Raw genomic sequence first — 24,359 nt, forward strand, 5'->3', positions numbered from 1 at the left:
TTCTTGCAACATTGGAGGGGCAATCGTGAAGGTAAATAAATTAGGGGCTATTCTGGTATCGCCAAGCATCCTTTTTTTATCCGTGATTTTAATCATTCCCTTATTTTATACGATCTACATCAGCTTATACGATATGAGATATTTGCAGATGGGCGATTTTGTGGGGCTCAAAAATTATATAAAAGTATTTACGAGCGACGATATCATGTCTTCAATGCTGATCACATTTATTGTGACCTTTGTGGGATTATTCATATCTATTGTAACGGGCACTTTACTCGCATTATGGATTAATTCCAAGAAGGGCTTCACCGCTTATATTATCCAAATCATTGTGCTCATTCCTTGGGTAATCTCGATGGTTGTTGGAGCCCTCTTGTGGAAATGGATCTTCAATAATTTGGGATTATTAAATTATGTGTTGAATTCGCTTGGTTTTCAGAGTGTCGATGTATTAGGGAACCCCAAAGCCGCACCTATAGCGCTCATTTTTGTAATTGCTTGGCGAACAGTCGGCTTTGCAATGGTATTGATTCTTGCAGGGCTGAAGAGTATTCCGAAGGAGCTGGAAGAGGCCGGAGAAGTAGACGGCGCGAGCAGATGGCATACCTTCTGGCTTATTAAGCTCCCGCTGTTAAAAACACCGATTATGGTTACATCCATTATTCTAATGCTTAGTAATTTCAACAATGTGGATGTTCCTATGGTGCTCACCGGCGGCGGACCGGGCGATGCGACGAATGTGATTACAATGGAATTGTATGACCAGGGGTTTGTGTACTATAACTTCGGGGTAGCAAGCGCCTTATCCTTTGTAGTGCTTATGGTCAACATATTATTGATATCTCTCTACATCAGGATGGTGAAATATGAGATCTAAAGGACTGAATTTTACCTTCTCAGGCTCATTAAAATCGCTAATGCTTTTCATAGCCTTTGGACTAATCGTTATTGTCAATATCGTTCCGATTTTATGGGGACTGAAGACCTCTATTATGTCTCCTTCCGATATATTCTCATATCCGCCTAAACTATTTAATTTCGAGGCCTCGTTTGAGCACTATATCCGAATCTTTAACGGAGGGTATTTTCAAACCTTTCTAAATAGTATTTTTTACTGCGTGGCCTCCATCATTTTTGGATTATTTCTCGGACTTTTAGCTGCATATGGATTTGACAGATTTTCCTTCAGGCTCAAGAAGCCGATGTTTTACCTGGTTGTATTTTGTATACCCTTGTCTATTGGAAGCTCGGCCCTAATTATTCCTAATTATTTGTATATGAGTGAATTGGGCTTTTTGAACGAGTGGTACACTTTGCCGATTTTATATACGGCTTATAATCTCCCCATGGCGATTTGGATTATTAAATCGGGTGTTGAGACCATTCCTGTCGAGGTAGACGAGGCGGCGACCATTGATGGGGCATCCAGATCTTACATTATATTCGGAATGATGTCAGTGCTGTGCAGACCCGCTTTGGCCGCCGCCGCATTATTCATATTTTTGGGTGCATGGAACGAATTTATACTTTCATCCATCATGATCAACAGCCCCAATCTAAGACCGGTTCAACTGGCTATCTATCAGTATTTAGGATTCTTCGGTCAAGAATGGGGACCGTTAACAGCGGCAGCTTCTGCGGCCATTATCCCATCGATTATCGTCTTTACCTTCCTGGGCAGGATGCTGATTTCCGGATTAACTGCCGGTTCCGTGAAATCATAATGGAAACAGAAGAACATGACAGCATAGAGATGAGGTATCGGCTTATGAATTTTAACAATGAGATAGCTGTAATTACGGGCGGTTATTCGGGAATAGGCGGAGCGGCTGCGAAGAAGTTATTGGCGAATGGAGCAACATGCGTGGTGCTTGGACGCAGTGCGGATCGTGCCAATGAATTCATTAAACAATTGCCCGAATATGAAGGGAAATTACATTTTTTTAGAGCGGACGTAGCCGAAGTTGAGGAACTCGAGCGGGTCATAGAGAAGATTGGTCAAGAGTTCGGTCGTATGGATATGCTTGTGAATTCCGCGGGGATCAATTTCCGCAAAGCGGCAGTGGATTACACGTTCGCAGATTGGAAGCGGATTATCGATACGAACCTGGCAGGAACCTTCTTCGCCTCTACGGCTGCTGCGAAAGTGATGAAACGACATAACGGCGGTCGAATCGTTAATATTGGTTCTATGCTCTCTCATTATGGGGTACACAATGTTTCTATCTATGGCGCTGCCAAAGGCGGAGTTTCACAAATTACGAGAACCCACGCCGTTGAGTTTGCAGATTATGGAATCCGCGTGAACCAAGTAAGTCCCGGGTATATCGCAACACCGTTCGTAGATTTGTCGCTGCCTGAAAATCTGAATTACAGAGATAGACTTATCAACCGCACACCGTTGGGACGTCTAGGCACAGCAGAGGACGTTGCGAATATGATTGCATTTCTACTCTCTCATGAAGCGAGCTTTGTTACCGGGCAAATTATTGCTGTCGATGGCGGTATATTGGGTGGAGACCCTACCTTAAATCCACTGATGAAAGTATAAAGAATGATCAGACTGAATCCTAGAAGGGGTGCCCTATGAAGAGAGCAGTGCTAATCGGCGAGAAACTTATGGAAGTACAAGAGGCGGCGAGACCTGCAATTAAAGCAAATGAAGTATTGGTGGAGAACGAGGTATGCGGAATATGCGGCTCCGATCTTCATATCTATGGAGGGAACCATCCTGTATTAAAGCCGCCTGTCAGTATGGGGCATGAATTTGCAGGCAGAGTAGTGGAAGTGGGAGCCGACGTGAGATCTATTCGGATCGGTGACTATGTTTGCGCAATACCGGGAGTCGGCTGCGGGAAATGTGAGCCATGTCAGGCGGGCAAATTTAATCTATGCCGCGAGTTGAAGGTTATTGGCGGGCTTTATCCTGGAGGATTTGCCGAATATACGGCGGTTCCAGAATACAATATTGTGAAAATTCCCGAGCTCTTCAGTGCAACTGACGGTGCAATGGTTGAAAGCGCTGCTGTTGCTGTACACGCTGTCAGTAGAATGAAGAGCGTTGAGGGGAAGAAAATCGCTGTCCTGGGAGCAGGCCCAATCGGACTGCTAATCATCCAAGTGCTTAAAGCATTCGGAGCGAAGCTAGTAGTCGCTTCAGATCCAATTGAGAGCAGACGAGATATTGCAAGCAGGCTCGGAGCGGATATTGTCATCGATCCGACGAAGGAAAATGTGGAAGAACGTATACAAGCCGAAGTTGGCGGTATCGGGCTTGACGGCGCCTTCGACGTTGCAGGTATAGAGCTCACTCTAGGGCAAGCCTTGGCCGTTACAAAGAACGGCGGAGAAATTGTCATTACGGCATTGTTCAGCAAGGATCCTGTGTTTCCAATGAAAATGCTGCAAAGAGCAGAGAAAACATTGTTAGGAACACAGATGTATGTGAAGCAGGATTTCGAAACGGCTATTCAATTGATGCAAGAGAATAAGATCAAGATCGATGAAATGGTGACCCACCGATTCGATTTGGATCAAATATCGGAAGCTTTTAAGCTGGCGACGAGCGGTGCTCACCATGTTGGGAAAATGGTTATCGACGTCAAAAAACAAGCTCTATAGATCCTATTTAATAGAATGCTTGTACGAGCCAAGGGCACCCGCATGGGTGCCCTTCTATTTCGTTTCTACGCATCGGCCGTATTTTGATATAAACGGAACAGCAGAGAAAGCTGCTTGGCGAGAAAAAGCGGCGTGTAGGGCATATCGTTGCGAAGCCAGCACACAATTGTACCGATGAAGGCGGAGGAGCCGTACCAGATTGCAATATCCTTCGGAACGCTCACAGCCGAAACCGACAAGGAAGCTTCACGCTTCTCGGCTCTGCTGGTGATGACCTCCGCTATCAGCTTCGTAAGGCGGTCGGTAAATACCGGTATACGTTTTGAAGCAAGCAGCACCTTGTAAAATTTTGAGTTGTCTGCAATATGCTCAAGTATTTTGACCAGTATGGACCAATCCATGTCTGAACGGGTCTGATTCGGAACATCCCTCAAGATCGCCTGGATTTCATTAACCATGTCATCCGCGATCCTCTCCAGCATATCCGGAATATCCCGGTAATGAAGATAGAAGGTGACACGATTGATAGTTGCGCGTTCCGCAATGCGATTCACGGTTATTTTCTCAAGTTCAATTTCCTGGAGCAAATCGATAAAGGCATCTCGAATCAATTGGCGCGTACGAATAATACGCGGGTCCGTACGCGGTGATGCTGTTGACATGGGCTCTCATTTCCTTTCCCCATAATACTCCGGACGACAATTCGATCCTGCTTTGTAGATTATTTTTCGCATAGACGACAGATTGCGTTAAACCGTAAACTAATAAACGTTTTTCAAAAAGCTGTCGCTTGTGAAGTTAAAGCGAGATGAATATAATTCTTAACATTGAGTTTATTATACAACAAGTTGTTTAATAGTTTCAGCTTGAATTTGAAGGGATTGAGCAAAAATGAGTAAAAGTTCGGCTTTTGACAGCAGTTCCATTAAGAAAGGTCCACTGTTGTTCGTCATGATTTTGGGGGCGTTCATCGCCGTGTTGAATCAGACTATTATGAGCGTCGCGCTGCCGGAGCTAATGGTCGACTTTGACATTGCGGCGTCAACCGCCCAATGGCTGACAACCGGCTACATGCTGGTGAACGGGGTTCTAATTCCGATCACTGCATTTCTCATGCAGCGGTTTACGACCCGTGAGCTTTTTCAGACTTCCATGATTATTTTTCTCGTCGGCACCATTGTTTCGGCAGTAGCGTCTAACTTTGACATTTTGCTGGTTGGCCGCCTGATTCAAGCCGCCGGCGCCGGCATTATCATGCCGCTTCTAATGACTGTCATCCTGACCGTCTTCCCTCCTGAGAAGCGAGGAGCCGCTATGGGGATGGTCGGTTTCGCCATTATTTTTGCCCCTGCTATCGGGCCGACAATCGCCGGTTATGTCATGGAGCATTTTTCCTGGCGCACGATGTTTTACGGAATGATTCCGCTTGCTCTAATCGTTATTGGGGTCGCCTTTTTTTATCTGAAAAATGTGTCTGAACGAAAATATCCGAAAATTGACATTTGGAGCATCATTCTCTCAACAATCGGTTTCGGCGCCGTTCTTTACGGCTTCAGCAGTGCGGGAAGTAAGGGCTGGTCAAGCGCGGAAGTAATTCTTTCTATTGTTGCAGGCGTGGTTTCCTTGATTTTGTTTACATGGAGACAACTGGTCTCCAAGAGCCCGCTTCTCGATCTCCGGGCGTTCAAATATAGCATGTTCTCCTTGACAACCGTTATTAATATTGCGGTTACGATGGTCATGTATGCAGATATGATGCTGCTTCCGCTGTATTTGCAGAATGCACGGGGATACACGGCTCTGGAGTCTGGCTTGCTGATGCTCCCTGGGGCGCTTCTGATGGGAATTATGATGCCGGTGACAGGAAGGCTGTTCGATCGGTTTGGAGCGAAGTGGCTGTCCATTATCGGTATGGCTATTACGATCGTAACCACAATCGGCTTCGTTAATCTGACCGATTCCACCAGCTATACGTATTTGGTTCTGATGTCCACAGGACGACGCTTCGGGATGGCCATGTTTCTGATGCCAATTACAACTGCCGGCCTGAACCAACTGCCTTCAAGACTGAATGAGCATGGTACAGCCATTTCCAACACCATCAAGCAGGTAGCCGGCGCAATAGGCACCTCTCTTCTGGTCACTGTTATGACGAGCAGCACCAAAACTCATCTTACGGATATGATGGCGGCAGGCGGCTCAGGGGAGCTTTCTAAGGAGCAAATGATGATGGAGGCGTCTATTCAAGGTATTAATGATTCGTATCTTGTCATTATTGGAATCGGAATTGTCGGTCTGGTGCTTTCCTTCTTCATTAAACGTGCAGGGCAGGCCAAGGAAGCGGAAGAACCGGGAATAGCCCTGAAGCGAACAACAGTCAGCGAGACATAGGAATTAGAAGCTCCGCCGGAACCAACAAAGGGCACCCAGCCGGGTGCCCTATTTTCTCAATCACTACCCTATTTCAGCGTCAAAACAACAAATTCGCCAAAAGAGTGGGATGGCGTCCCATTGTTGAGCGTCTACACAACAAGTTCGCCCAAAGAGTGGGACGGCGTCCCATTGTTGAGTGTCAAAACAACAAATTCGCCAAAAGAATGGGATGGCGTCCCATTGTTGAGTGTCTACACAACAAGTTCGCCCAAAGAGTGGGATGGCGTCCCATTGTTGAGCGTCTAGACAACAAGTTCGCCCAAAGAGTGGGATGGCGTCCCATTGTTGAGTGTCAAAACAACAAATTCGCCAAAAGAGTGGGATGGCGTCCCATTGTTGAGCGTCTACACAACAAGTTCGCCCAAAGAGTGGGACGGCGTCCCATTGTTGAGTGTCAAAACAACAAGTTCGCCAAAAGAGTGGGATGGCGTCCCATTGTTGAGCGTCTAGACAACAAGTTCGCCCAAAGAGTGGGATGGCGTCCCATTGTTGAGCGTCTAGACAACAAGTTTGCCAAAAGAGTGGGATGGCGTCCTATTGTTGAGCGTCAAAACAACAAATTCGCCGAAAGAGTGGGACGGCGTCCTATTGTTGAGCGTCAAAACAACAAGTTCGCCAAAAGAATGGGATGGCGTCCCATTGTTGAGCGTCTACACAACAAGTTCGCCAAAAGAGTGGGATGGCGTCCTATTGCTACACGACCATAATGGCAGCCTGTCTACGACAAAAACGCCATTCTCCGTCCAGAGGACGCTTAATTAGCGATAATTTTATAAGGGTAATCCTTAAAAATAAGCTCCCCTTTAGTAACAGCTCCTTCAATTTCAACCTCCGTCTTGTATATTTTCGCTTCTTTGTTTGAGCCCAACCAAATTCGGTTATGCGCAGTTAAAATAAACAAGCCATCCTCATCGCCAACTGCAGCGAAAGAACAATCATTATTATTCTTATATCCATCAATCGAGAAGCGGGACCTCAGCAGCTCTCTTGTAGAAGGAACGTCACTGACAACAAGACCTATTTCGCTAATATTTAGAAGGCTGTTGCTGGTAAATGGGGAAGTTGACGAATAATTCAGGTTATGTCTAGCTATGAACTCAACAATATTTCCTGCATAGTCATAAAAATAGATGGAAGTTGAGTTCCATGTTGTTGAAATCAGTTGATACTTATTTTGCGGTAATAAATTTAACGATATTCCCCTTGAACTTAACCATACTATGGATTCGGCCACTCTATTTCCGGGAACGTCGAATGCGAAATGATATACGGGGCTTTCGTCTGCATGGGTTGATCTTTCGAAAGTCAAACGAGAATGCCCAACTCTAATGGTAAAAGTATCGATACAATCGTCTAATATAGGCAGCCCCATAATTTGAGTATAAAATAATTTCTGTTGCTCCAGATTTGCAGCAAGCAGCTTTACGCTTTTTAATCTCAAGGAGTTCACCCCTCGTCGTCGAGTATAATAGAAGGATATTCCACAATAATATTCCAGATCCTGCTGCATACTAGTATAGTTCGAAATCGAGGTGTAATAAATGTATGGTATACAAACAGAACAGGATATTATGGATTTGATTAAAAAAGACGAATGGATGATGGACTTGCTTAGGGCGGTACAATCTCTGAGTTTGCCTGACTGTTGGGTCTGTGCGGGCTTTGTACGTTCGAAGGTTTGGGATGCTCTGCATGGATTTGAAAAAAGAACACCGCTTCAAGATGTTGATGTCGTTTACTTTGATGCTGATAATACGGATTGGATGGATGAAAAGAATATGGAACAATCCTTGCGGACTATCAAACCAGATGTTCCATGGTCAGTTAAAAATCAAGCCAGGATGCACATAAGGAATGGAGACAGCCCCTATAGATCGTCAACAGAAGCTATTTCTAAATTTACTGAGACGGCTACCGCTGTGGGAGTTCATTTAGACAGCGAGGATAATTTGGTCTTAACTGCTCCCAGCGGGATAGAAGATCTGATTCATTTGGTTGTGAGACCTACGCAGTACATCATTGATAATGTGGATGCAAAGGGAAAGGCATACGAAGAAAGAGTGATGAAAAAGAAGTGGGAAGCGCAATGGTATAAGTTAACAATCGTTCACGTACTTTGAATAGTTCATCCTGTTGAATGGGGAGGTGTCCTGAGGATGCGCAGCGGCTATCAGCCTATTCAGTCGCCCAGGTTTCAGAGGAATCTGCAGCACTCCGGTTATAAGTACCGGGAATATGCTCCGTCGGAAAGCTTGGCTTCGCATGTCGCTTGCTATTGGACGATGGATTTTCATGCAGGCGATGGGAATCAAGTGCATCGAATCCTGCCGGATGGCTGCGTGGACATCATTATCGACCTCCGGTCGCCTTCTTGCCGAAAGGCCGCCTTTGTCGCAGGGCTGATGGCTCAGTATGAAGTCATGACTCTTACCGAAGCCCAATCCTCATTCGGCATCCGCTTTTTTATCGAATCGGCGCAGACTGTCTTGAAGTTCCCCGTCTCCGCCTTTATCGGAAGCCCGATCTTTCTGGAGGATATTTGGGGAGAGGAAGGGCTGTTCATAGTCGAAGAGATTCTCGCGGCGGATACAGCCTCCGAGATCGTTGAAATCGTTGAACGCAGACTGAACCTTTTGTTTTCATGCAACGTCGTTTCATCCAGTTCTTTGTTGCACGCCAGCATGCAATATATGTACGCATTCAAGGGTAGTATTTCACCCTCGGAGTTGGCGGAAAAGCTTAGCTTTAGCGAACGGCATCTAAGAAGAATCTTTGACCGGGAATTGGGGATGAGCCCGAAGGAGATGCTAGGGATCGTTCGATTTCAAAGCATGCTGCAGGAGCTTCACAGCGGCGTCCATTCAAGCTTTACGGATATTGCTATGAAGTACGGCTACTACGATCAATCGCATTTTATAAAAAGCTTCAAGCGCTATTACGGGCTGCTGCCCAAGCAGTTGGGGAAAATCGACGGTTGAAGTCCGTTTTTTACTATATATGACGGCAACGGAAAGGTTATTGTAGTGATAGAATGTCTCTCTGAACAAGCCAAACCTCACTATAGGAGCTGAGAATCATGGGAATTAAATTCGATATGATCGGAATTGTCGTGAAGGACATGAGAAAAGCGTTGGATTTCTACCGCGTCCTGGGCTTGGAAATACCGGAGAGCGCCAACGATGCCCCGCACGTCGAGGTTGCGCAAGACGGCTTCAGACTCGCTTTTGACTCGCAGGAAATGATCAAAGACATTTATGGCGGATGGGAAGAGCCCGCCGGGCATCGAATCGAGCTGGCATTCCTATGCGATAGCCGCGAAGCGGTGGACGAGCTGTTCAATCGAATAACGGAGCGCGGATATCGCGGTCATCGCGAGCCATGGGATGCTTTCTGGGGTCAACGTTACGCGATCGTGGAGGATCCCGACGGCAATTTGATAAGTCTCTTTGCTTAGATGCGGCTCATAGAAAAGAAGCCGGTTTTCTTCAAACGAAGGAAATCGGCTTCTTTTGCATTTCGGCTCGGCTGTCCGGAATAACGAAGGATACGGTTGTTCCTTCATCCGGCTTGCTGCGAATGGACAAGCCTTGACCGTACAATTGCGTCAATCGCCGGTTCGTATTGGACAGCCCGATTCCGCCCTTGCCCTTCATGGTCGCACTGAGCAGTTGAACTACCTGATCTTGTTCCATCCCCTTGCCGTCGTCTTTGACTTCAATAAGCGTGAAGCCATCTTGGCGAATAACCCGAAGCTTAACCGTACCGCCTTTGCTCCGGCTAAGAAGACCGTGCTTGACGGCATTCTCAATGAGCGGCTGGATCGAAAGCGGAGGGAGCAGCAAGCCAATATCGGGTTCAACCTCCCATACGATGGACAGCCTGTCCTCGAAACGCGCTTTTTCAATGTACAAATAGGCTTCGACAAGCTCCAGCTCGTGGGAAAGCTCGACCAATTCCCCCGTGTTGAGAAAATGAAAGCTAATCCGCAAAAAGGACGTAAAGGCATCGCCCAGTTGACGCATCTTCTTCGTGTCAATATCGCTTAGCGCCATAATGGAATTAAGCGTGTTGAATAGAAAATGAGGATGGATTTGCGCTTGCAAATAGGCGGCTTCCATGCGCAGACGCTCATCCATGGATTGCTTCATCGCGGTCAACGCCCTGATTCGGTATTGCAGCTCCATGGCGTCGACGGGCTTGGTCACATAATCATTGGCTCCCGACAGAAATCCGGCGTAGATGTCGGCGGGCTGACTGCGCGCGGTCAGCAGCAAGACCGGGAGCTCCGATACAGAGTAGTGCTTCCGTACTCTATGCGTCAGCTCGTAGCCGGACATGTGCGGCATCATGACATCGGCAATCAGCAGATCCCAGGATTGGGTGCCGAGCAAATCCAGAGCCTCGCGAGCCGAACCGGCTGTCGTGATCGTATATGGCCCCGACGACAGGATTCCAACGAGTACGTTCAGATTGACGGGGTCGTCATCGACGGCAAGGATATTCACCTTCCCCGTATTCAACAATGGAGGGGCAAGCGAGGCTGCTGCGGCCAATTCGCCGATGGCTGCGTATGAGAAAATCGAGCCTACTGGCTCGTTCTCCATTCCGTTCGCTAACTGGCGGTGCTGAAGAGGCGGCTGCGACAATGGGAAGCTGGACGAGGCAGCTAATGGCAGTTCGAAACTGAACACGGAGCCCATACCCGGTTCCGAGCGAACGGTCAGGGTGCCGCCGTGCAATTCGATCAATTGTTTGCAAATGCTCAAGCCAAGTCCGATTCCTCTTCCATCGCTTATGCCGTAAGATCCTTGCTCATAAGGGAGAAATATACGTTCCTGCGTCTCGTCGTCCATGCCGACTCCGGTGTCGGAAATATGGATGATGGCGTGCCCGTTCCGCGTCTCGGCGGAGATGGAAATCGTTCCTTCTTCGGTGTATTTGAGGGCGTTATGCAATAAGTTATATAAAATCTGCACAAGCCTTTTCTCATCGGCCATTACCGGCGGCAGCGACTCCGCAATGTCCATATTCAGTTGGATAGGCTTGCTTTCCATCATATACTTCAGCATGCCGATGACACCGGGAACGGTCGATTGAATCTGCAAGGGCTCTTGCTGCAGCACGATGCGATGCTCCTGGAGGCGGGCGACATCGAGAAGATCGCCAAGCATATGAGACATACGGCGGCTTATCGTTATAAGCAGCTCCATATCCTTGAGGCTGCGCTCGTTCAGCATCTCTTTTTCTTTGGCGACAACGTTCTGGGCGATATTCATGATGCCGTGCAGCGGCGTTCTCAGCTCATGCGACGTATTGGCGAGAAATTGGTCCTTCAGCTTATCCGCCTTTTGGAGCTGTTCGTTCAGCTTGGCGTTTTCACTGGCATTGCGGAAATATTTTTTAAACCAGTAGGTCGAAAATCCGACAATGGCTGCAATGATATCGATTGGGTAATAAACGGCGGTAACCTCTCTAATGATAGAATCCCATAAGCTCCAGAGAAAGTTACACATAATGCCCGCAGCTGACAGCATCAAGAAGACGCTATCGTTGTCGGTTTGCTTCTTGAAGATCATCGTTCCTACTATATAAATAAACCAGGCAAAAGGAAACAAGTAGAAAACCGTAAATATTCCCAGATGGAACATTCCATTTACCAGCGGAGCGGGTGCAACAAGCAGCAGGCCTGAAAAAGCAATGAGCGACACCGTGTAAATTCGCAGCAAGTTGTTTTTCGGAGGCGCCGAAGAGAACCTTCTGAAAACAAGAAGAATAAAAAAGGTTTGCCACAGAAGGGACAGCAGCCTGATCTTTAGCGCCCACGTGTAATTGATCGGCAGCCATAGCATGAGCAGGTTGTCATGACCGGCCACAACGGATACCCCGACCGCCAGCGTCAACAGAACGACAAAGAGCAAAGTCCGTTCTCCGGGGTTGAATAAGCAGAGGATAGAAGCGTACAAACCGTGAAGCAGCAAAATAACAAACGATACCAGTTGAAAGCCGATAGAGTACCAGCGCACGTAGTCAATCGCTGCCTGAGAGCCAAAGCGAATAGGGCTCAGAATGCCGCCTTTATAAGGATCGTCGAAATTGGCCACTCGAATAAGCAATTCAATCTCGGTCGCGCCTTCAACGGAGTGGGAAGCGGTGTAAGAGATGTTTTTGGGCTTGTACTCGTTGGCGGCTGCGGCAGGTTCGCCGGTCTGGGCTGCGGCCAATCCGTTAATTTCCACGGAGGATGAGGCCTGTATGCCTTGAAGCCAGAATGCGATAGGCTGGTCCGGCGGTTCGATTAGAATGCGCAGCTGATAGGTGCCGTACCCGTACGAGGAACCCGAGTCTTCGGCCTGCGCGCCGCTCCAGTCTCCCGGAACCTGGATATTACGGGCTTGATCCGCCGCCAGCGGCGTATCCCGATGGGTCAATAATTTTCCGGGGTAGAACTTCCATTCGCCATTCAGCGCAACAGTGGGGGATTCATCCAAGTCCCAGCCGCGCATGTCGAGTACGCCGGCGACTGCGCCCGGATGCTCCGCAGTAGAAAAAACCTCGGACCAAGCCCAACGGAGGCCGAGGAGAGCGCTAAGAAATAGCAGAATGACAGCTATATTTTGGAGTGAGGTCTTATTTTTTGTTAGCATCATATTAAGAGTTTCGACATAAGCCGCGTGTATTCCCTGCTGTTAATAAAAAATAAATAATTCGCTATTATACTGGGATTAATATGAGGGCAGGCAGCAAATCCCTATTCATATCAGGAGGCTGTTATGAGCAGAAACAAAAAAGTTTGGATTCCGGCTATGATCGCGGCGGCGATCGCTGCACTTCTCGTCGTCTATTATTATTGGACATCCGCGCATGGAGGGGGAGAGGTTCGCCCGCGCCCGCTGGCAGGGGAGGGACATCGTCCGCCGGAAGATGGAAACGAACGCTATGGAGGCTATTTCACGACTTTAGGTACGATTGCCCTCTATTTCGGAGCGGCTGGTTTCTCCTGGTTCTGGTTCAAGAAGAAGCTAAGGTCGCCGTCGAGGTTGGTAAGGCAAGCTGGCAAGCTTCTTCACTCCATGCATGAGCTAATGGGGTGGATTACCCTTATTCTTATCTCTGCTCACGGCATCTATTTCTTGATTACGAAGCTTCATGACGACAAAATATTTACGGGTCTGGCGGGCTTTGCTATCTTGCTGACGCTCGCAGGGTACGGTTACTTCATCAAAAAGGTACGTAACAAGTGGATGCGCGCCGTGCATCGCTCGCTCGGGATGGTGTGGGTTCCCGTGTTGCTGCTGCATGCGGGCGGCTCCGCAATTATGGCGGTCATCGCATGCCTGGCCGTATGGGGGCTTATTTGGGTATTTGAAAGATCGTCTGGACAAGCCCGGCCCCAATCACGGGAGAGCGGTGAGTCTGTGTTGGCCGTTTACTTCAAACACCAATTATCTTTGTCTGTAGTAAACGATTAAGGTAAAAAAATATACTCTCTGAAATCCGTATTATTCTCATCGCACCAACGTATAATGCTCTTAAGGAACAGCTCGCCGCACTTCTTGTCGTTGACAAGAACCGCGTATACATAAGCAACATCGATTTTGAGCTCCCACGCCAACCAGGCATAGTTTCCATTGAAGTTTTCGTTCATATGACGAATAAGGGCAGCTTTGTTCAGCTTCATCTTGGGCATCTCCAATCCAGACAATAAGGTGTGATTTAGGGTTGTCAGAATCATAACACGACCGTTAACTACAGTCAACAATAAATGCTCGGAATCGGGAGAATCATTGATTGCAAGAAAAGCGGTGTGGTATACTTTAGTTAACGGAAGAGCAAGATCGTCGTTCTAAGGAGATTAAAGATGATGAGCTTCGATGTAGAGCGGTTTGCCGACTTATTGAAATCCGCCAAGGGCAACAGATCTATTAATAAATATGCCCAGGACATCGATATAAGCGCTGCGCATATTTCCCGGCTCATAAGAGGGCTGATCGGTACGCCCCCATCGCCGGAAACGATAAATAAGTTTGCGCAGGGCGCCCATAACGGAGTCAGCTATAATGAGCTGATGATGGCGGCGGGTCACATTGGCAAAGCCAACGTCAATGAAGACGGCAATGCGGATAGAGAGACCGGTTCTCGTCTGGAGAAAGAGTTTTTGCACATCCTTCTCTCCGAGTTGTACCAGCAGGATTATGAATGGAGCTTTGAGAAAAGCAGAGGGGCGCGTTTTACTCCCGACTTTACAATAAAGCTGAACAATGCCGACTATACCGTATGGCATATTGAATTGAAATCGTCTACTGTAATAAAAGATCCTTATCTTTACCGCCTTTACGGAACGATTGCCACGTTGGAAATGAGCCCCTCCGTCAAGTTTACGATCGCTGTCGAATCGCTTGAAGCTTACAATTATATAAAAGATTTTCCCCCCGTATCTTTAAGGGCGAACCTTTTTGTTATGCTCGTTGATTTTCAAAAGAAGGCCATTGTCAATGAAGAAAGGCTGTGCCGTTATTGACAGGGGTTAAGATCCCTATCGATAACAGCACAGCCTTTGTTATTTGACCTTCTCATTCAGTTCATGCAGTTCGCTCTCGATAACCGTCTGGAAAATAGCCAAAAAGTAAGTTTCTAGATTGTACGTATGCCGAGCCAGCAAATAGCCGTAGATCCCGGCGTAATGCTCGGTGTAGGTACTGTAAGCTCTTCGGGCTCTCTCGACTTCCCGAAGGGTTATTTTTTTCGGCTTCGTGAAGTATTCCTCGCTCCCTTTGAAGATATCCCGAATGTTGTCCATGAAATAATGGTCTTTCGTTTTCCTGTCGAATACTTTGTATGCGATCTTGGCTGCGCGCTCCAAGGAATTTTGAATGATTTTGTTGGAGAGGGAGTTCAGTACGACGGCGCTGTCGCCCTTCTTGCTGGAGTAAAGAGTCGTCAAATAGTCGGTCAAAGGCTCTTGCAGCTTGCTCTTCACGTAGTTGGTCGTCGTGCCCTTAATAACGTATGAATTGATATCCTTTACGATCTGGCGCGTCAGATCTTTAAAATAGGAGTTCGATGCCGTAGTGTTCCCGTCGTTGATGAAGTTGGAGCGGTACCACACATCCCCTTTTTGATAAACGGTTCGGAAATCCACATTGAAGACGGCAAGCTGTCCATCGATTTCATCCTGCCATTTTTGGGTGGAGATGTAGTAATCCATAAGGATCTTTACGGTTCCTTTGCAGCGTTCGACGAAATCGAGCCGTTTACTGGGGGCCGGATTCGCTATCCTTACAATATTGTCATGGTAGGTTAGCTTATTCTCCTTAATGATGCCCCCGACAATATCGAACCACGATTCCAAATACTCGATGTCGAGCTTCGAGCGATCCAGCTCCTCCAGCGCTTGGCCGGCATACGCGATTTTATGGCCTTCGGCGGCGAAAGTATCCCCGTCAATCTCAGATAAATAGGCATTGCTGAAGGACGCCATAAAATTCGTAAAGAGAGCCGTCTCGTCCTTATAGAACTTGGACTGCCCATCCCCGTTGTCCTTGGCGGCTTGCTGATTCTGGAAGGTGCTTATTAGCTTGTTATGGGTTCTTGCGATTTTATCGGAGAAAACTCGATTAAAATCTTTGTTTTTCAAGTAGTGGCTATCTTTGTATCTTTTATATGTGGTGTTCAAATCGACCTTGGTCAACACGAATACGTTGTTTTTCGGTTCCGATATAAGAATTCGCTCGAATATGTTGCTGTACCTGTCGTCGATCAAGTACCCGCCCGTATCGATCGGAATGAGAAAAATTTTGTTCTTAACCTCGAAGTCGGAGGCAATGCCGTTCTGCTCGTCCAGCTTATGGCCTTGCGAATCTCTGAACACGATTCCTTGCTGAAAATCGTATTCGAGCTTGTCCTGGGCTTCGGCGCTGCAAGGCAGCACCAGAATGGCGTGATCGAACAGCAGTCTGTCGGATACGGCGTCGGCCATTTCGGGGTAGTCTTCCAAATCCTCTTTTCTATACTTGAATTCGGTATTGGTAATAGTCCTAACGATGTTGAAGTCTGCGTCCGTTTCCAAGTCGTATTCCTGCAAATAGCCGTAGAAATACGACGTCGGGAAGCGGTTCGCCACCTCGTCGTCGAGGATATAGACAAAGCCGCTGTCAGCCGAATGCTCCTTGATCCATTTGAGCCGGGCGGTTTCCCCCACCGCGTCTGCTTTGAACGCTGTCTGCACCTGATCGGCAAAAGCCGTGAATTTACCGACAAGCGCATCGGTGGAGAAGAAGTGGCTTACCTTGTCGATCATATCTTTGTCGATGATTTCCGCGTTTTTTTTGACAAGCTCTTTGATGGTCGCCCCGCTTGCCGTCAAATCCAGCTCCAGCGCGACGGTCATGATATCCTTCATAATGTCGGCCTTGCTTCTCGCGCGCAAGAACATCTTCTTCGACGTCTGCTGCAAAATCAAAATATCGGTCTGCATAACCGTGCTTTCTGCCGAGTCGGTAATGGTCAATTTGAGCAGGTCCTTGCTGGAATCGTCGACGAATTGCTGGCAGAACGTCGTCTTTCCGGCCCCGGTCGTTCCTATGAGGTCGATAATCGTCGGAGCTTTGGCGCCTTGATCCTTATAGAATCGGATAATGCTGCTGTCGTCATAGAAACGGGACAGCGCTTCAATGGTCGAAGGAAAGCCGGTCTTCATCGCTTCCTTGTTGTTCATATAGACATACCGATTGAGCTCCGACGATGCCCAGTCCGTGCTCACTCCATATTCGGGATGAGTCTTTAGATAAACGATCAAATCGCAAAATTCTTTCAGAACAGCGTCCGACCGCAGCTCGGCTTCTTTCAAGTAGAAATTTTTATGAAGCGCCGTCATATAGACGCTTTTTGTTCCATCCCACGAAATCCCGTGCTCGCGCAATAGATGGATAGATTCTGGCTCAAGCTCTTCCTTCTTCATGCTGAATCCCTTCCCTTGCCTCTGAATGAATAGCGGATATATCACACAATTCGACAAAAACGCCAAAGTTTCCTTCTGCTTCAATTCAATTAGGTGTTTCTAGATGCGCCCAAAGCCGGGATTTTTTTAGATAAATATATACTTTTGGCATCTTGCTGGGCGAAACTCGCCAAGTTCTTTGGTATGATAGGCTTATATTTTAGATAAAAATGGAAGGATGGAGATTAGTGAAGTCCGACAACACCCTGTACCGGCGAAATAAACTGCTTGTCAAAATCATCTGGGGCATGCTGATTTTGGGAATAGGGGTTGATATGTTAACCGCAGCTCCGGTAAAATCGGTGCTCGTTCTTGTCGCGGTCGGCTCGGTCACCTGTACGGTGGCGACGGTGCTAACCTACAAGCGCTGGTTGGAAGATTACGTGATGTATATTATTTCCGCGATTATTACGGTGCTCACTACTCTTCTGATTTTGACAGGCCCCATCATTACGACTTATTTCCTTGTCTATGTTAATCTGGCTATCATGACGTTGTACGGCAGCTTTCGGGCGACCGCATTTTCCGCCTTCTTGGGGGTCGGCCTGTCCGCTTATCTATTTGTCAGTCCGTATCGCAGCGAGCTGTTCGCGGACAACGCGCCACTGACGATTTTTCTGTATTTGGGCATGATTGCCGCGCCGCTGCTCGCTTCCGCGAAGTTCAGCGAACGTTTGCAGCTCGCGTCCGCAGACGACCGCGAGAATGCGTTGGAGGAGAAAACACGGGCGCAGTCCATCGTAGCCAAAGTCGCCGCCTCCCTGCATACGCTCAACGGCTTCAGTGCCAATCTGAAGCAAAATATGACTTCGACCGGCGAAATTTCCAGAGAAGTAACCGCCGCCTTTACGGAGATCGCCGCCAGCAGCCGGAATCAAGCGTCCGATATTGCCGAGATCGGCGAATCGTCTCGCTCCATAGACGGAGCGGTGGAGGAGCTGGCGAAGAGCTCGACGGAGATGCGGAAGCTGTCGCTCGAATCGGCACGGTTGACGGGGATCGGCAGCGAGGAGGCGCTTAAGCTTGGAGTCCAGATGAGTCAGCTAGAACAGACTATCGATGGTTCTGTGCTTCTTATGCGGCAATTGAACGAGCAGAGCAAGCAGGTCGGCGAGATTGTGGCCACTATCAAGCATATCTCGACGCAAACGAACCTGCTGGCGTTGAACGCCGCCATTGAAGCGGCTCGGGCGGGCGAGCACGGCAAAGGGTTTGCGGTCGTCTCGAACGAAGTGCGCAAGCTGGCGGAAACCTCTCAGCAATCGACCGAGCAGATCGAACGCATTCTCGACGCTATTCGCAGGAAGACGGATGAAGCTTCCGAGCAAGTAATCAGCGGTCAGCAGACGGTGGCCTTGAGCAGAGAAGCCGCCGGCCGTGTGGCGGAAGCGCTGGATGCACTGACCGAGGACTCGGGGCGGGTGGAGCGACAAGCCGAGCAAGTGAATCGGTCCGCCGACGAGCTGCGGGAGCAATATGCCAAAATTGCCGGACGGATAACGAATATTTCGGCGATCACGGAAGAAAACAGAGCATCGATCGAGCAGATATCCGTGTCGATGCAGACGCAGGACAGTCAAATCGCCGAGATTGAGGACAGCTTCCTTCAATTGGACAAGCTGGCCTCCGATCTGAGCAAGACGGCCGAGAGCTCGTAAAGTTATCTTCATAGACAGCAACAGCTCGCGGTCGCCCAGTCTATTCGACTTCAACTCGCTAAAAAGGGAAATGGCGGTGCAAGGTGGTTATCCCTGCACCGCCATTGCTCGTTTTTGGTTCATTGCCGCTTTCACACTTCCGGCCGAATGTATGGTACCACGTCCCACTGTTGAGCTCTTGATCACACTTCCGGTCGAATGTATGGTACCACGCCCCACTGTTGAGCTCTTGATCACACTTCCGGTCGAATGTATGGTACCACGCCCCACTGTTGAGCTCTTGATCACACTTCCGGTCGAATGTATGGTACCACGTCCCACTGTTGAGCTCTTGATCACACTTCCGGCCGAATGTATGGTACCACGTCCTACTGTTGAGCTCGTGATCACACTTCCGGCCGAATGTATGGTACCACGTCCCACTGTTGAGCTCTTGATCACACTTCCCGCTGAATGTATGGTACCACGTCCCACTGTTGAGCTCTTGATCACACTTCCGGCCGAATGTATGGTACCACGTCCCACTGTTGAGCTCTTGATCACACTTCCGGTCGAATGTATGGTACCACGTCCCACTGTTGAGCTCGTGATCACACTTCCGGCCGAATGGATGGTACCACGTCCCACTGTTGAGCTCGTGATCACACTTCCGGCCGAATGTATGGTACCACGTCCCACCGTTGAGCTCGTGATCACACTTCCGGCCGAATGTATGGTACCACGTCCCACTGTTGAGCTCGTGATCACACTTCCGGCCGAATGTATGGTACCACGTCCCACTGTTGAGCTCGTGATCACACTTCCGGCCGAATGTATGGTACCACGTCCCACCGTTGAGCTCTTGATCACACTTCCGGCCGAATGTATGGTACCACGTCCCACTGTTGAGCTCTCTTTTATGCATCCTAATGGTACCCGATTCGAGCGATACGATACGAAAGACATAGTAAAATTCGGTATAATAGGGATAGAAACGATCTCCCTCTATTTCGCCGCGCCGTTCTTTTACCGATATTATCCGTAGCGGCTTCGGCTGCACCTTTCCTTTTTTCGGAGGACTATGAATTTAATTACGAAGATGATATTGCTTATCGCCATGCTGATGATTCCGGTTATTCTCCTCTTCACCCATTCCAACCGTCAGAGTATCGATCTGGTGAAGTCGCAGATCGATCTTGCGAATGAAAGCAGGCTGGAGCATTTTCTGGAGGAGATTGAAGGTACGCTGGAGCAATTCTCCAGCTACTCGGGCGTCATTATGACGGACCCCGACTTCGCGGAATTCGCCGGAGGCTCCGTGCCGGCAGACCGCTACCAATATGCGGAACTGATGCAGAGAGCCGAGCGCAAGCTCAGGCTGTTCAGCTTGTCTACCCGATGGGTGAATCGGATCAATCTGTATTTCCCGCAGTCCCGTCTGGCGGTCTCTTCCGATAAGCAGCCGGTCTACGACGATGCTGCGCTGGCCGCGAAGATCGACCCTAACTGGCGATTGCGTCCGGTTGTCGTAAACGGAATTTCGAAGCGGGCTTTCACCCGCTACTTCGTCGATCCTTACGCCGGCTATGCCGATCTGAAGGAAGCCTCGATCGTTATCGAGGTGGAGCTTATGGAAGACAATATCGTCGCCAAGCTGGACAGCTTCAAGACCAAGGGCATCAACGAGCCTTTCCTCGTTACGAGCAAGGGCGACGTAGTGCTGAGCACAACGTCGGACGCATCGATGGCACGTCGGATCATCGAGGCTTCCGGGCTTTCGGCCGATTCACGGATGAAGGAGCGCAGCACGATCCGGCTGAACGGCAAGCAGTATTTGGTATATACCTTCAGGTCGGCGATGACCGACATGTTCTTTGTCGAATACGTACCGCTGGAGGATATACTTGCGCCAGTCACAAGGGCGCGCATGCAGTTCTATTTAACGGTCGGACTGCTTGTTCTGTTAGGGGTTGCCGTGGCCGTCGTCCTGTATGTCAACGTCCAGGTGCCGATCCGTCTGCTAACGCGCAGCGTCGAGAAGCTGAAGGACGGGCAGTTCTCGGTGCGGGTCCGGTCGAGGACGGGGCCCGACTTCGAGCGGCTGGTTAGCCGTTTCAACGATATGGCTGCGGAGATTCAGCATCTCGTCGAGAAGGTGTATCGCGAGAAGATCCGCTCCAAGGAAGCCGTGATGAAGCAGCTCCAGTCACAGATTAATCCGCACTTCTTATACAATAGCATGGCTTATATCATAAGCATGGTGAACATGAATCGGCCCAGTCAGGCGGTACACATGAGCCACGAGCTGGCCGATTATTTCCGCTATACAACGCGCAACAGCGAGATGGAGACGACGCTCGGAGAAGAGCTTGCTTTTGTCACCACCTATCTGTCCATCATGGAAGATCAGCTCGATAAGATCAGCCATACGATCGAATTGCCGGATAGCATGCTCGGCTGCCGTATTCCCCGCTTGCTAATTCAGCCGCTTGTGGAGAATGCGATTGTGCATGGGCTGGAGGAGAAGCTTGAGCCTGGACATATCCGGATAAGCGGCGAGACGGACGGCGAGTGGTACCGTCTATCCGTCTCGGACGACGGGGTCGGCATGGCTTCGGAGGAGCTGGAGCTGCTGAACCTGAAGCTGGCTCTGCCGGACCCGGACGGCGACAGCTTCGGCCTGTGGAATGTCAAATGGCGGCTGCGCTATCAATTCGGAGAGGGCTCGGATATGACGGTGGCCTCCTCCGATTCGGGAGGCTTGACCATAGCGCTGCGATGGCGGGAGCGATCGGACGAAGCCGGGGATGGAAATGGAGGCCATGTATGACGACACTCATGATTGTGGACGATCATAGGCATATTGTGGAGGATCTAGCGACGACGATCTCTTGGTCCGAGCACGGGGTGACCCGCGTATTGCAGGCGTATTCCGGCCCGGAAGCATTGGAGCGGCTGCGTCGGGAGTCCGTCGATATCGTCGTTACCGATATCAGAATGCCTGTCATGTCGGGGCTGGAGCTGATTCGCGAGATCGGGACGAGCAACCCGCAGACGGATTGCTTGCTTCTGACGGGACATGCTGAATTCGAATATGCCCGACAGGCCGTCGAACTGGGCGCTGCCGGATATCTGATGAAGCCGGTAAGACATGAAGAGCTTGTGCATACGGTCACCCGGGTGATGAATAACCGCGCGGCCCGGCTTGCGGAAACTGCCGAAGCCTCGCGGCTTCGGGATACGGTCCGGATCGAGCTGCCGCGAATGAGAGCCGAGCTGCTGGCTGCGCGATCCGAAGCGGAGCAAGCGGCGGAAACGGAGCGCGCCCGCATCGTCGGCGATATCCACGATATTGTCGGGTATACGCTTACGACCATGATTGTGCAGCTAGAGGTGGTCGGCAAGCAGCTAAAATTGGATCGCGAAGCGGGAATCGAGCGGCTGGAGCAGTCCAAGCGGTTCATGCACCAGAGTCTTGGCGAGATCAGGGAGACGCTCGGACAGCTTCTAACGATGGAACAGAATGCAGGCGAGGAGGAGCCGGACGATCTGGCGTCGCTGATCGAGCGGTTCCTTCAGGGCGCCGAGCGGGCCGTATGTATTTCCGTCGAGCGGCGCATATCGCTGTCCCAGCCGATTGACGATCCGGCTCTCATCAAGGCGCTGCTGAACGCGCTGCAAGAGGGCATAACGAACGGTGTTCGACACGGCGGCGCCGAGACATTCCGCTTCTGTCTTGAGGCTGCGGGAGGAGACCTGCGCTTCGAGCTGTGGAACAACGGTAAGCCCTATGACGGCGCAGATTCGGGCACGGGGCTGTACGTAATGAGCGAGAGGGTCGGCAAGCTGGGCGGCAGAGCGGGCTTATTTGCAACTAGCGATCCGGAAGGTACGCTGCTCACAATATCGATTCCGTCTGCCGGGTGGCTGCGGGCGGATGGCGCATGATCGGAAGGGGATTTCGATGAGAAATATAGCGTCTGCTTTGCGTCCGCTGCGGTTGCCTCGGCCCCTGTTGACTTTGACGTTGGCGCTGCTGTTGGCGTTGACCGGCTGTATCGGCAAGGAGCAGTCTCCGGATTCGGAGCCGTCCGAGTCCGCGTCTGCGGCGGATGGCGGCGATTGCGGGCAGCCGACGGTTATCTCGACGGCGAAGGCGCTGCGCGAATACGATATACTCCGATACGAGGACACGACGGAGAACAATCCCATTACGAGGTGGGCCCGCAATAAGCTATGCATCGTCCAGACGAACAAGTGGATGGTGACCGATCAGGATAACGCCCTTAGCGACCGCATACGCACAGCGCTCTCGAACGGAGAGGAGCTGCCGGACGTTCTGTTCGTAACGAATCACGAGCTGCCGTCGCTGCTGCGAGACCTGATCGATGCGGACCGGCTTCAGGAGATGGGCTCAGTGTTCGAGAAGTATGCGCCCGCCCGCATCAAGGAAGCGTACGCGCTTAATCCCGACGTCTGGAAGACGGTTACGCTGAACGGGCAGCGCTGGGGGCTGCCGCAAATATCGGACGGAAAGCTGGGCGATCCGATTCTATGGATTCGGCAAGATTGGCTGGATACTCTTGACCTGAAGGCCCCTACAACGATTGACGAGCTTGAAAAAGTAATGGATGCGTTCACTCATGGCGATCCGGACCGCAACGGTATCGACGATACCGTCGGCATCGCGGTCGCCGGCCAGAATACATTGAATGGCTGGATGGGCGACGTCAGCTTTCTGTTCGGCGCCTTGGGCGATCAGCCGCATCAATGGAACCGGACGGCGGACGGCTCGCTCGCCTACGGCTCCGTACAGCCATCCGTTAAGTCGGCATTGACGCGGCTGGCCGAATGGTATGAGGCAGGCTACCTGTCCAAGGACTTTGGCACCCACGACGAGCAGGAAGCGGTGGCGCTCGTAACTTCCGGCATCGCCGGCATCATCTCCGGACCGGGCTGGATGGGAGGCTGGCCGCTTGGCGAATCGGGGCTGGACTTCAAGCCGTATCCTTATCCACACGGCGAAGACGGCCGAATCGGCCGGATCGGCACGCTGCTTTCCTACGGCAGCTATTTGTTCCGCAAAGGATTCGAGCACTACGATAAAATATTCGCTTACTACAATGAAGTGTATGGCTCGCTGATCGAGGATCCCAAGTCGGATTTCGCCATCGGTTTGGCCGAAGGCTACGACTACCGGATCGTGAATGGGAAGCCGGTCTACGATTTTCCCGGAGCGTCCAGCACGATAGGCAACTTCTTCTTGGTAGCGCCAGGGAGCGCGCCTCCGCATGTAATGCGCGGAGACAGTATCGAAAGACGCGTATTTAACGGCCAAACCGACAGCTATTACGAGCAAAAGCTCGCGGGAACCACCTCCCGTCTGTTTCTGGAAGGGAGAATCGTTGGCGAGCAGCAGGCGGGCATTTCCCGGCCGGAGCAGTTCGTCGGTCCGCAGACGCCCGCAATGTCGCGAAGCTGGCGCCTCCTAGACAAGATGGAGCAGCAGACGTTCCTGAAGATCGTCTACGGTCACTCTTCGCCAGATGCCTTCGATCGATATGTGAGCGATTGGTATGCACACGGCGGCACGGAAGTGACCGCCGAGGTGAACGAGTGGGATCTGGAATCAGGCTTGTCCGCTTATACAGCAGAGTGAATCCAGGTCT

Annotated in this window: 19 protein-coding genes; 14 read left to right on the forward strand and 5 right to left on the reverse strand. The window is 50.1% G+C overall.

Features of this window, described 5'->3' with window-relative positions; translation table 11 throughout:
- Positions 1-25: 25 nt before the first annotated feature.
- The 4 genes from D3H35_RS13155 to D3H35_RS13170 are packed head-to-tail and all read left to right on the forward strand — an operon-like array spanning position 26 to position 3,624.
- Entirely contained in the window at positions 26-880 is an 855-nt protein-coding gene (locus tag D3H35_RS13155) for a carbohydrate ABC transporter permease (protein ID WP_119149803.1), read from the forward strand.
- A complete protein-coding gene (locus D3H35_RS13160; protein ID WP_119149804.1) occupies positions 870-1,727 on the forward strand; it encodes a carbohydrate ABC transporter permease in 858 nt (285 codons plus the stop codon). The genes D3H35_RS13155 and D3H35_RS13160 overlap by 11 nt, the downstream gene beginning before the upstream one ends.
- 44 nt (positions 1,728-1,771) lie before the next feature.
- The gene (locus D3H35_RS13165; protein ID WP_158594096.1) at positions 1,772-2,554 is read left to right on the forward strand and encodes an SDR family NAD(P)-dependent oxidoreductase; all 783 of its coding nucleotides are present in this window, start codon (positions 1,772-1,774) and stop codon (positions 2,552-2,554) included.
- A 35-nt stretch (positions 2,555-2,589) separates the two neighbouring features.
- Positions 2,590-3,624, forward strand: a complete 1,035-nt coding sequence (locus tag D3H35_RS13170; protein ID WP_119149806.1) for a zinc-dependent alcohol dehydrogenase — start codon at positions 2,590-2,592, stop codon at positions 3,622-3,624.
- Between the two features lie 65 nt (positions 3,625-3,689).
- Here the strand turns inward: D3H35_RS13170 and D3H35_RS13175 are convergent, their stop codons facing one another.
- Entirely contained in the window at positions 3,690-4,286 is a 597-nt protein-coding gene (locus D3H35_RS13175) for a TetR/AcrR family transcriptional regulator (protein WP_119149807.1), read from the reverse strand.
- Between the two features lie 229 nt (positions 4,287-4,515).
- On the opposite strand from D3H35_RS13175, the gene D3H35_RS13180 reads away from it, so the two are divergent.
- On the forward strand, positions 4,516-6,015 hold the full coding sequence (locus D3H35_RS13180) for a DHA2 family efflux MFS transporter permease subunit (RefSeq protein ID WP_119149808.1): 1,500 nt from the start codon (positions 4,516-4,518) through the stop codon (positions 6,013-6,015).
- A gap of 796 nt (positions 6,016-6,811) precedes the next feature.
- Here the strand turns inward: D3H35_RS13180 and D3H35_RS13190 are convergent.
- Positions 6,812-7,498 (reverse strand): VOC family protein, encoded by a 687-nt coding sequence (locus tag D3H35_RS13190; protein WP_119147782.1) that lies wholly within the window; start codon positions 7,496-7,498, stop codon positions 6,812-6,814.
- A gap of 130 nt (positions 7,499-7,628) precedes the next feature.
- Between D3H35_RS13190 and D3H35_RS13195 the strand changes: the two genes are divergently transcribed.
- From D3H35_RS13195 to D3H35_RS13205, 3 genes are all read left to right on the forward strand, one after another.
- Positions 7,629-8,177, forward strand: coding sequence for a nucleotidyltransferase family protein (locus D3H35_RS13195; protein ID WP_233567742.1), 549 nt, complete (start codon positions 7,629-7,631; stop codon positions 8,175-8,177).
- A 36-nt stretch (positions 8,178-8,213) separates the two neighbouring features.
- Positions 8,214-9,035 (forward strand): response regulator transcription factor, encoded by an 822-nt coding sequence (locus D3H35_RS13200; RefSeq protein ID WP_119147780.1) that lies wholly within the window; start codon positions 8,214-8,216, stop codon positions 9,033-9,035.
- A 98-nt stretch (positions 9,036-9,133) separates the two neighbouring features.
- Entirely contained in the window at positions 9,134-9,511 is a 378-nt protein-coding gene (locus D3H35_RS13205; RefSeq protein WP_119147777.1) for a VOC family protein, read from the forward strand.
- A 31-nt stretch (positions 9,512-9,542) separates the two neighbouring features.
- Here the strand turns inward: D3H35_RS13205 and D3H35_RS13210 are convergent, their stop codons facing one another.
- Entirely contained in the window at positions 9,543-12,560 is a 3,018-nt protein-coding gene (locus D3H35_RS13210) for an ATP-binding protein (protein WP_378125290.1), read from the reverse strand.
- 267 nt (positions 12,561-12,827) lie between these two features.
- On the opposite strand from D3H35_RS13210, the gene D3H35_RS13215 reads away from it, so the two are divergent.
- Entirely contained in the window at positions 12,828-13,526 is a 699-nt protein-coding gene (locus D3H35_RS13215) for a hypothetical protein (RefSeq protein ID WP_233567917.1), read from the forward strand.
- Here D3H35_RS13215 and D3H35_RS13220 read toward each other — a convergent pair.
- Positions 13,523-13,735: a hypothetical protein gene (locus D3H35_RS13220; RefSeq protein ID WP_119149810.1), complete on the reverse strand. Its 213-nt coding sequence runs from the start codon at positions 13,733-13,735 to the stop codon at positions 13,523-13,525. The genes D3H35_RS13215 and D3H35_RS13220 overlap by 4 nt on opposite strands.
- 180 nt (positions 13,736-13,915) lie before the next feature.
- On the opposite strand from D3H35_RS13220, the gene D3H35_RS13225 reads away from it, so the two are divergent.
- Positions 13,916-14,575, forward strand: a complete 660-nt coding sequence (locus D3H35_RS13225; protein ID WP_147355834.1) for a hypothetical protein — start codon at positions 13,916-13,918, stop codon at positions 14,573-14,575.
- A gap of 39 nt (positions 14,576-14,614) precedes the next feature.
- On the opposite strand, the gene D3H35_RS13230 is transcribed toward D3H35_RS13225, so the two are convergent.
- Positions 14,615-17,014, reverse strand: coding sequence for a P-loop NTPase family protein (locus D3H35_RS13230; protein ID WP_119149812.1), 2,400 nt, complete (start codon positions 17,012-17,014; stop codon positions 14,615-14,617).
- 227 nt (positions 17,015-17,241) lie between these two features.
- Here D3H35_RS13230 and D3H35_RS13235 point away from each other — a divergent pair, with 227 nt between their 5' ends.
- The 4 genes from D3H35_RS13235 to D3H35_RS13255 all read left to right on the forward strand — a co-directional run bounded on the left by D3H35_RS13235 (position 17,242) and on the right by D3H35_RS13255 (position 24,349).
- A complete protein-coding gene (locus D3H35_RS13235; protein WP_233567918.1) occupies positions 17,242-18,711 on the forward strand; it encodes a methyl-accepting chemotaxis protein in 1,470 nt (489 codons plus the stop codon).
- A 1,060-nt stretch (positions 18,712-19,771) separates the two neighbouring features.
- A complete protein-coding gene (locus D3H35_RS13245) occupies positions 19,772-21,520 on the forward strand; it encodes a sensor histidine kinase (protein WP_119149815.1) in 1,749 nt (582 codons plus the stop codon).
- Entirely contained in the window at positions 21,517-22,638 is a 1,122-nt protein-coding gene (locus D3H35_RS13250; RefSeq protein ID WP_158594097.1) for a response regulator, read from the forward strand. Before D3H35_RS13245 ends, D3H35_RS13250 begins: the two co-directional genes overlap by 4 nt.
- A gap of 16 nt (positions 22,639-22,654) precedes the next feature.
- A complete protein-coding gene (locus tag D3H35_RS13255) occupies positions 22,655-24,349 on the forward strand; it encodes a type 2 periplasmic-binding domain-containing protein (protein ID WP_158594098.1) in 1,695 nt (564 codons plus the stop codon).
- Positions 24,350-24,359: the final 10 nt, after the last annotated feature.

This window comes from Cohnella faecalis (assembly GCF_003570905.1).
GTDB lineage: Bacteria > Bacillota > Bacilli > Paenibacillales > Paenibacillaceae > Cohnella > Cohnella faecalis.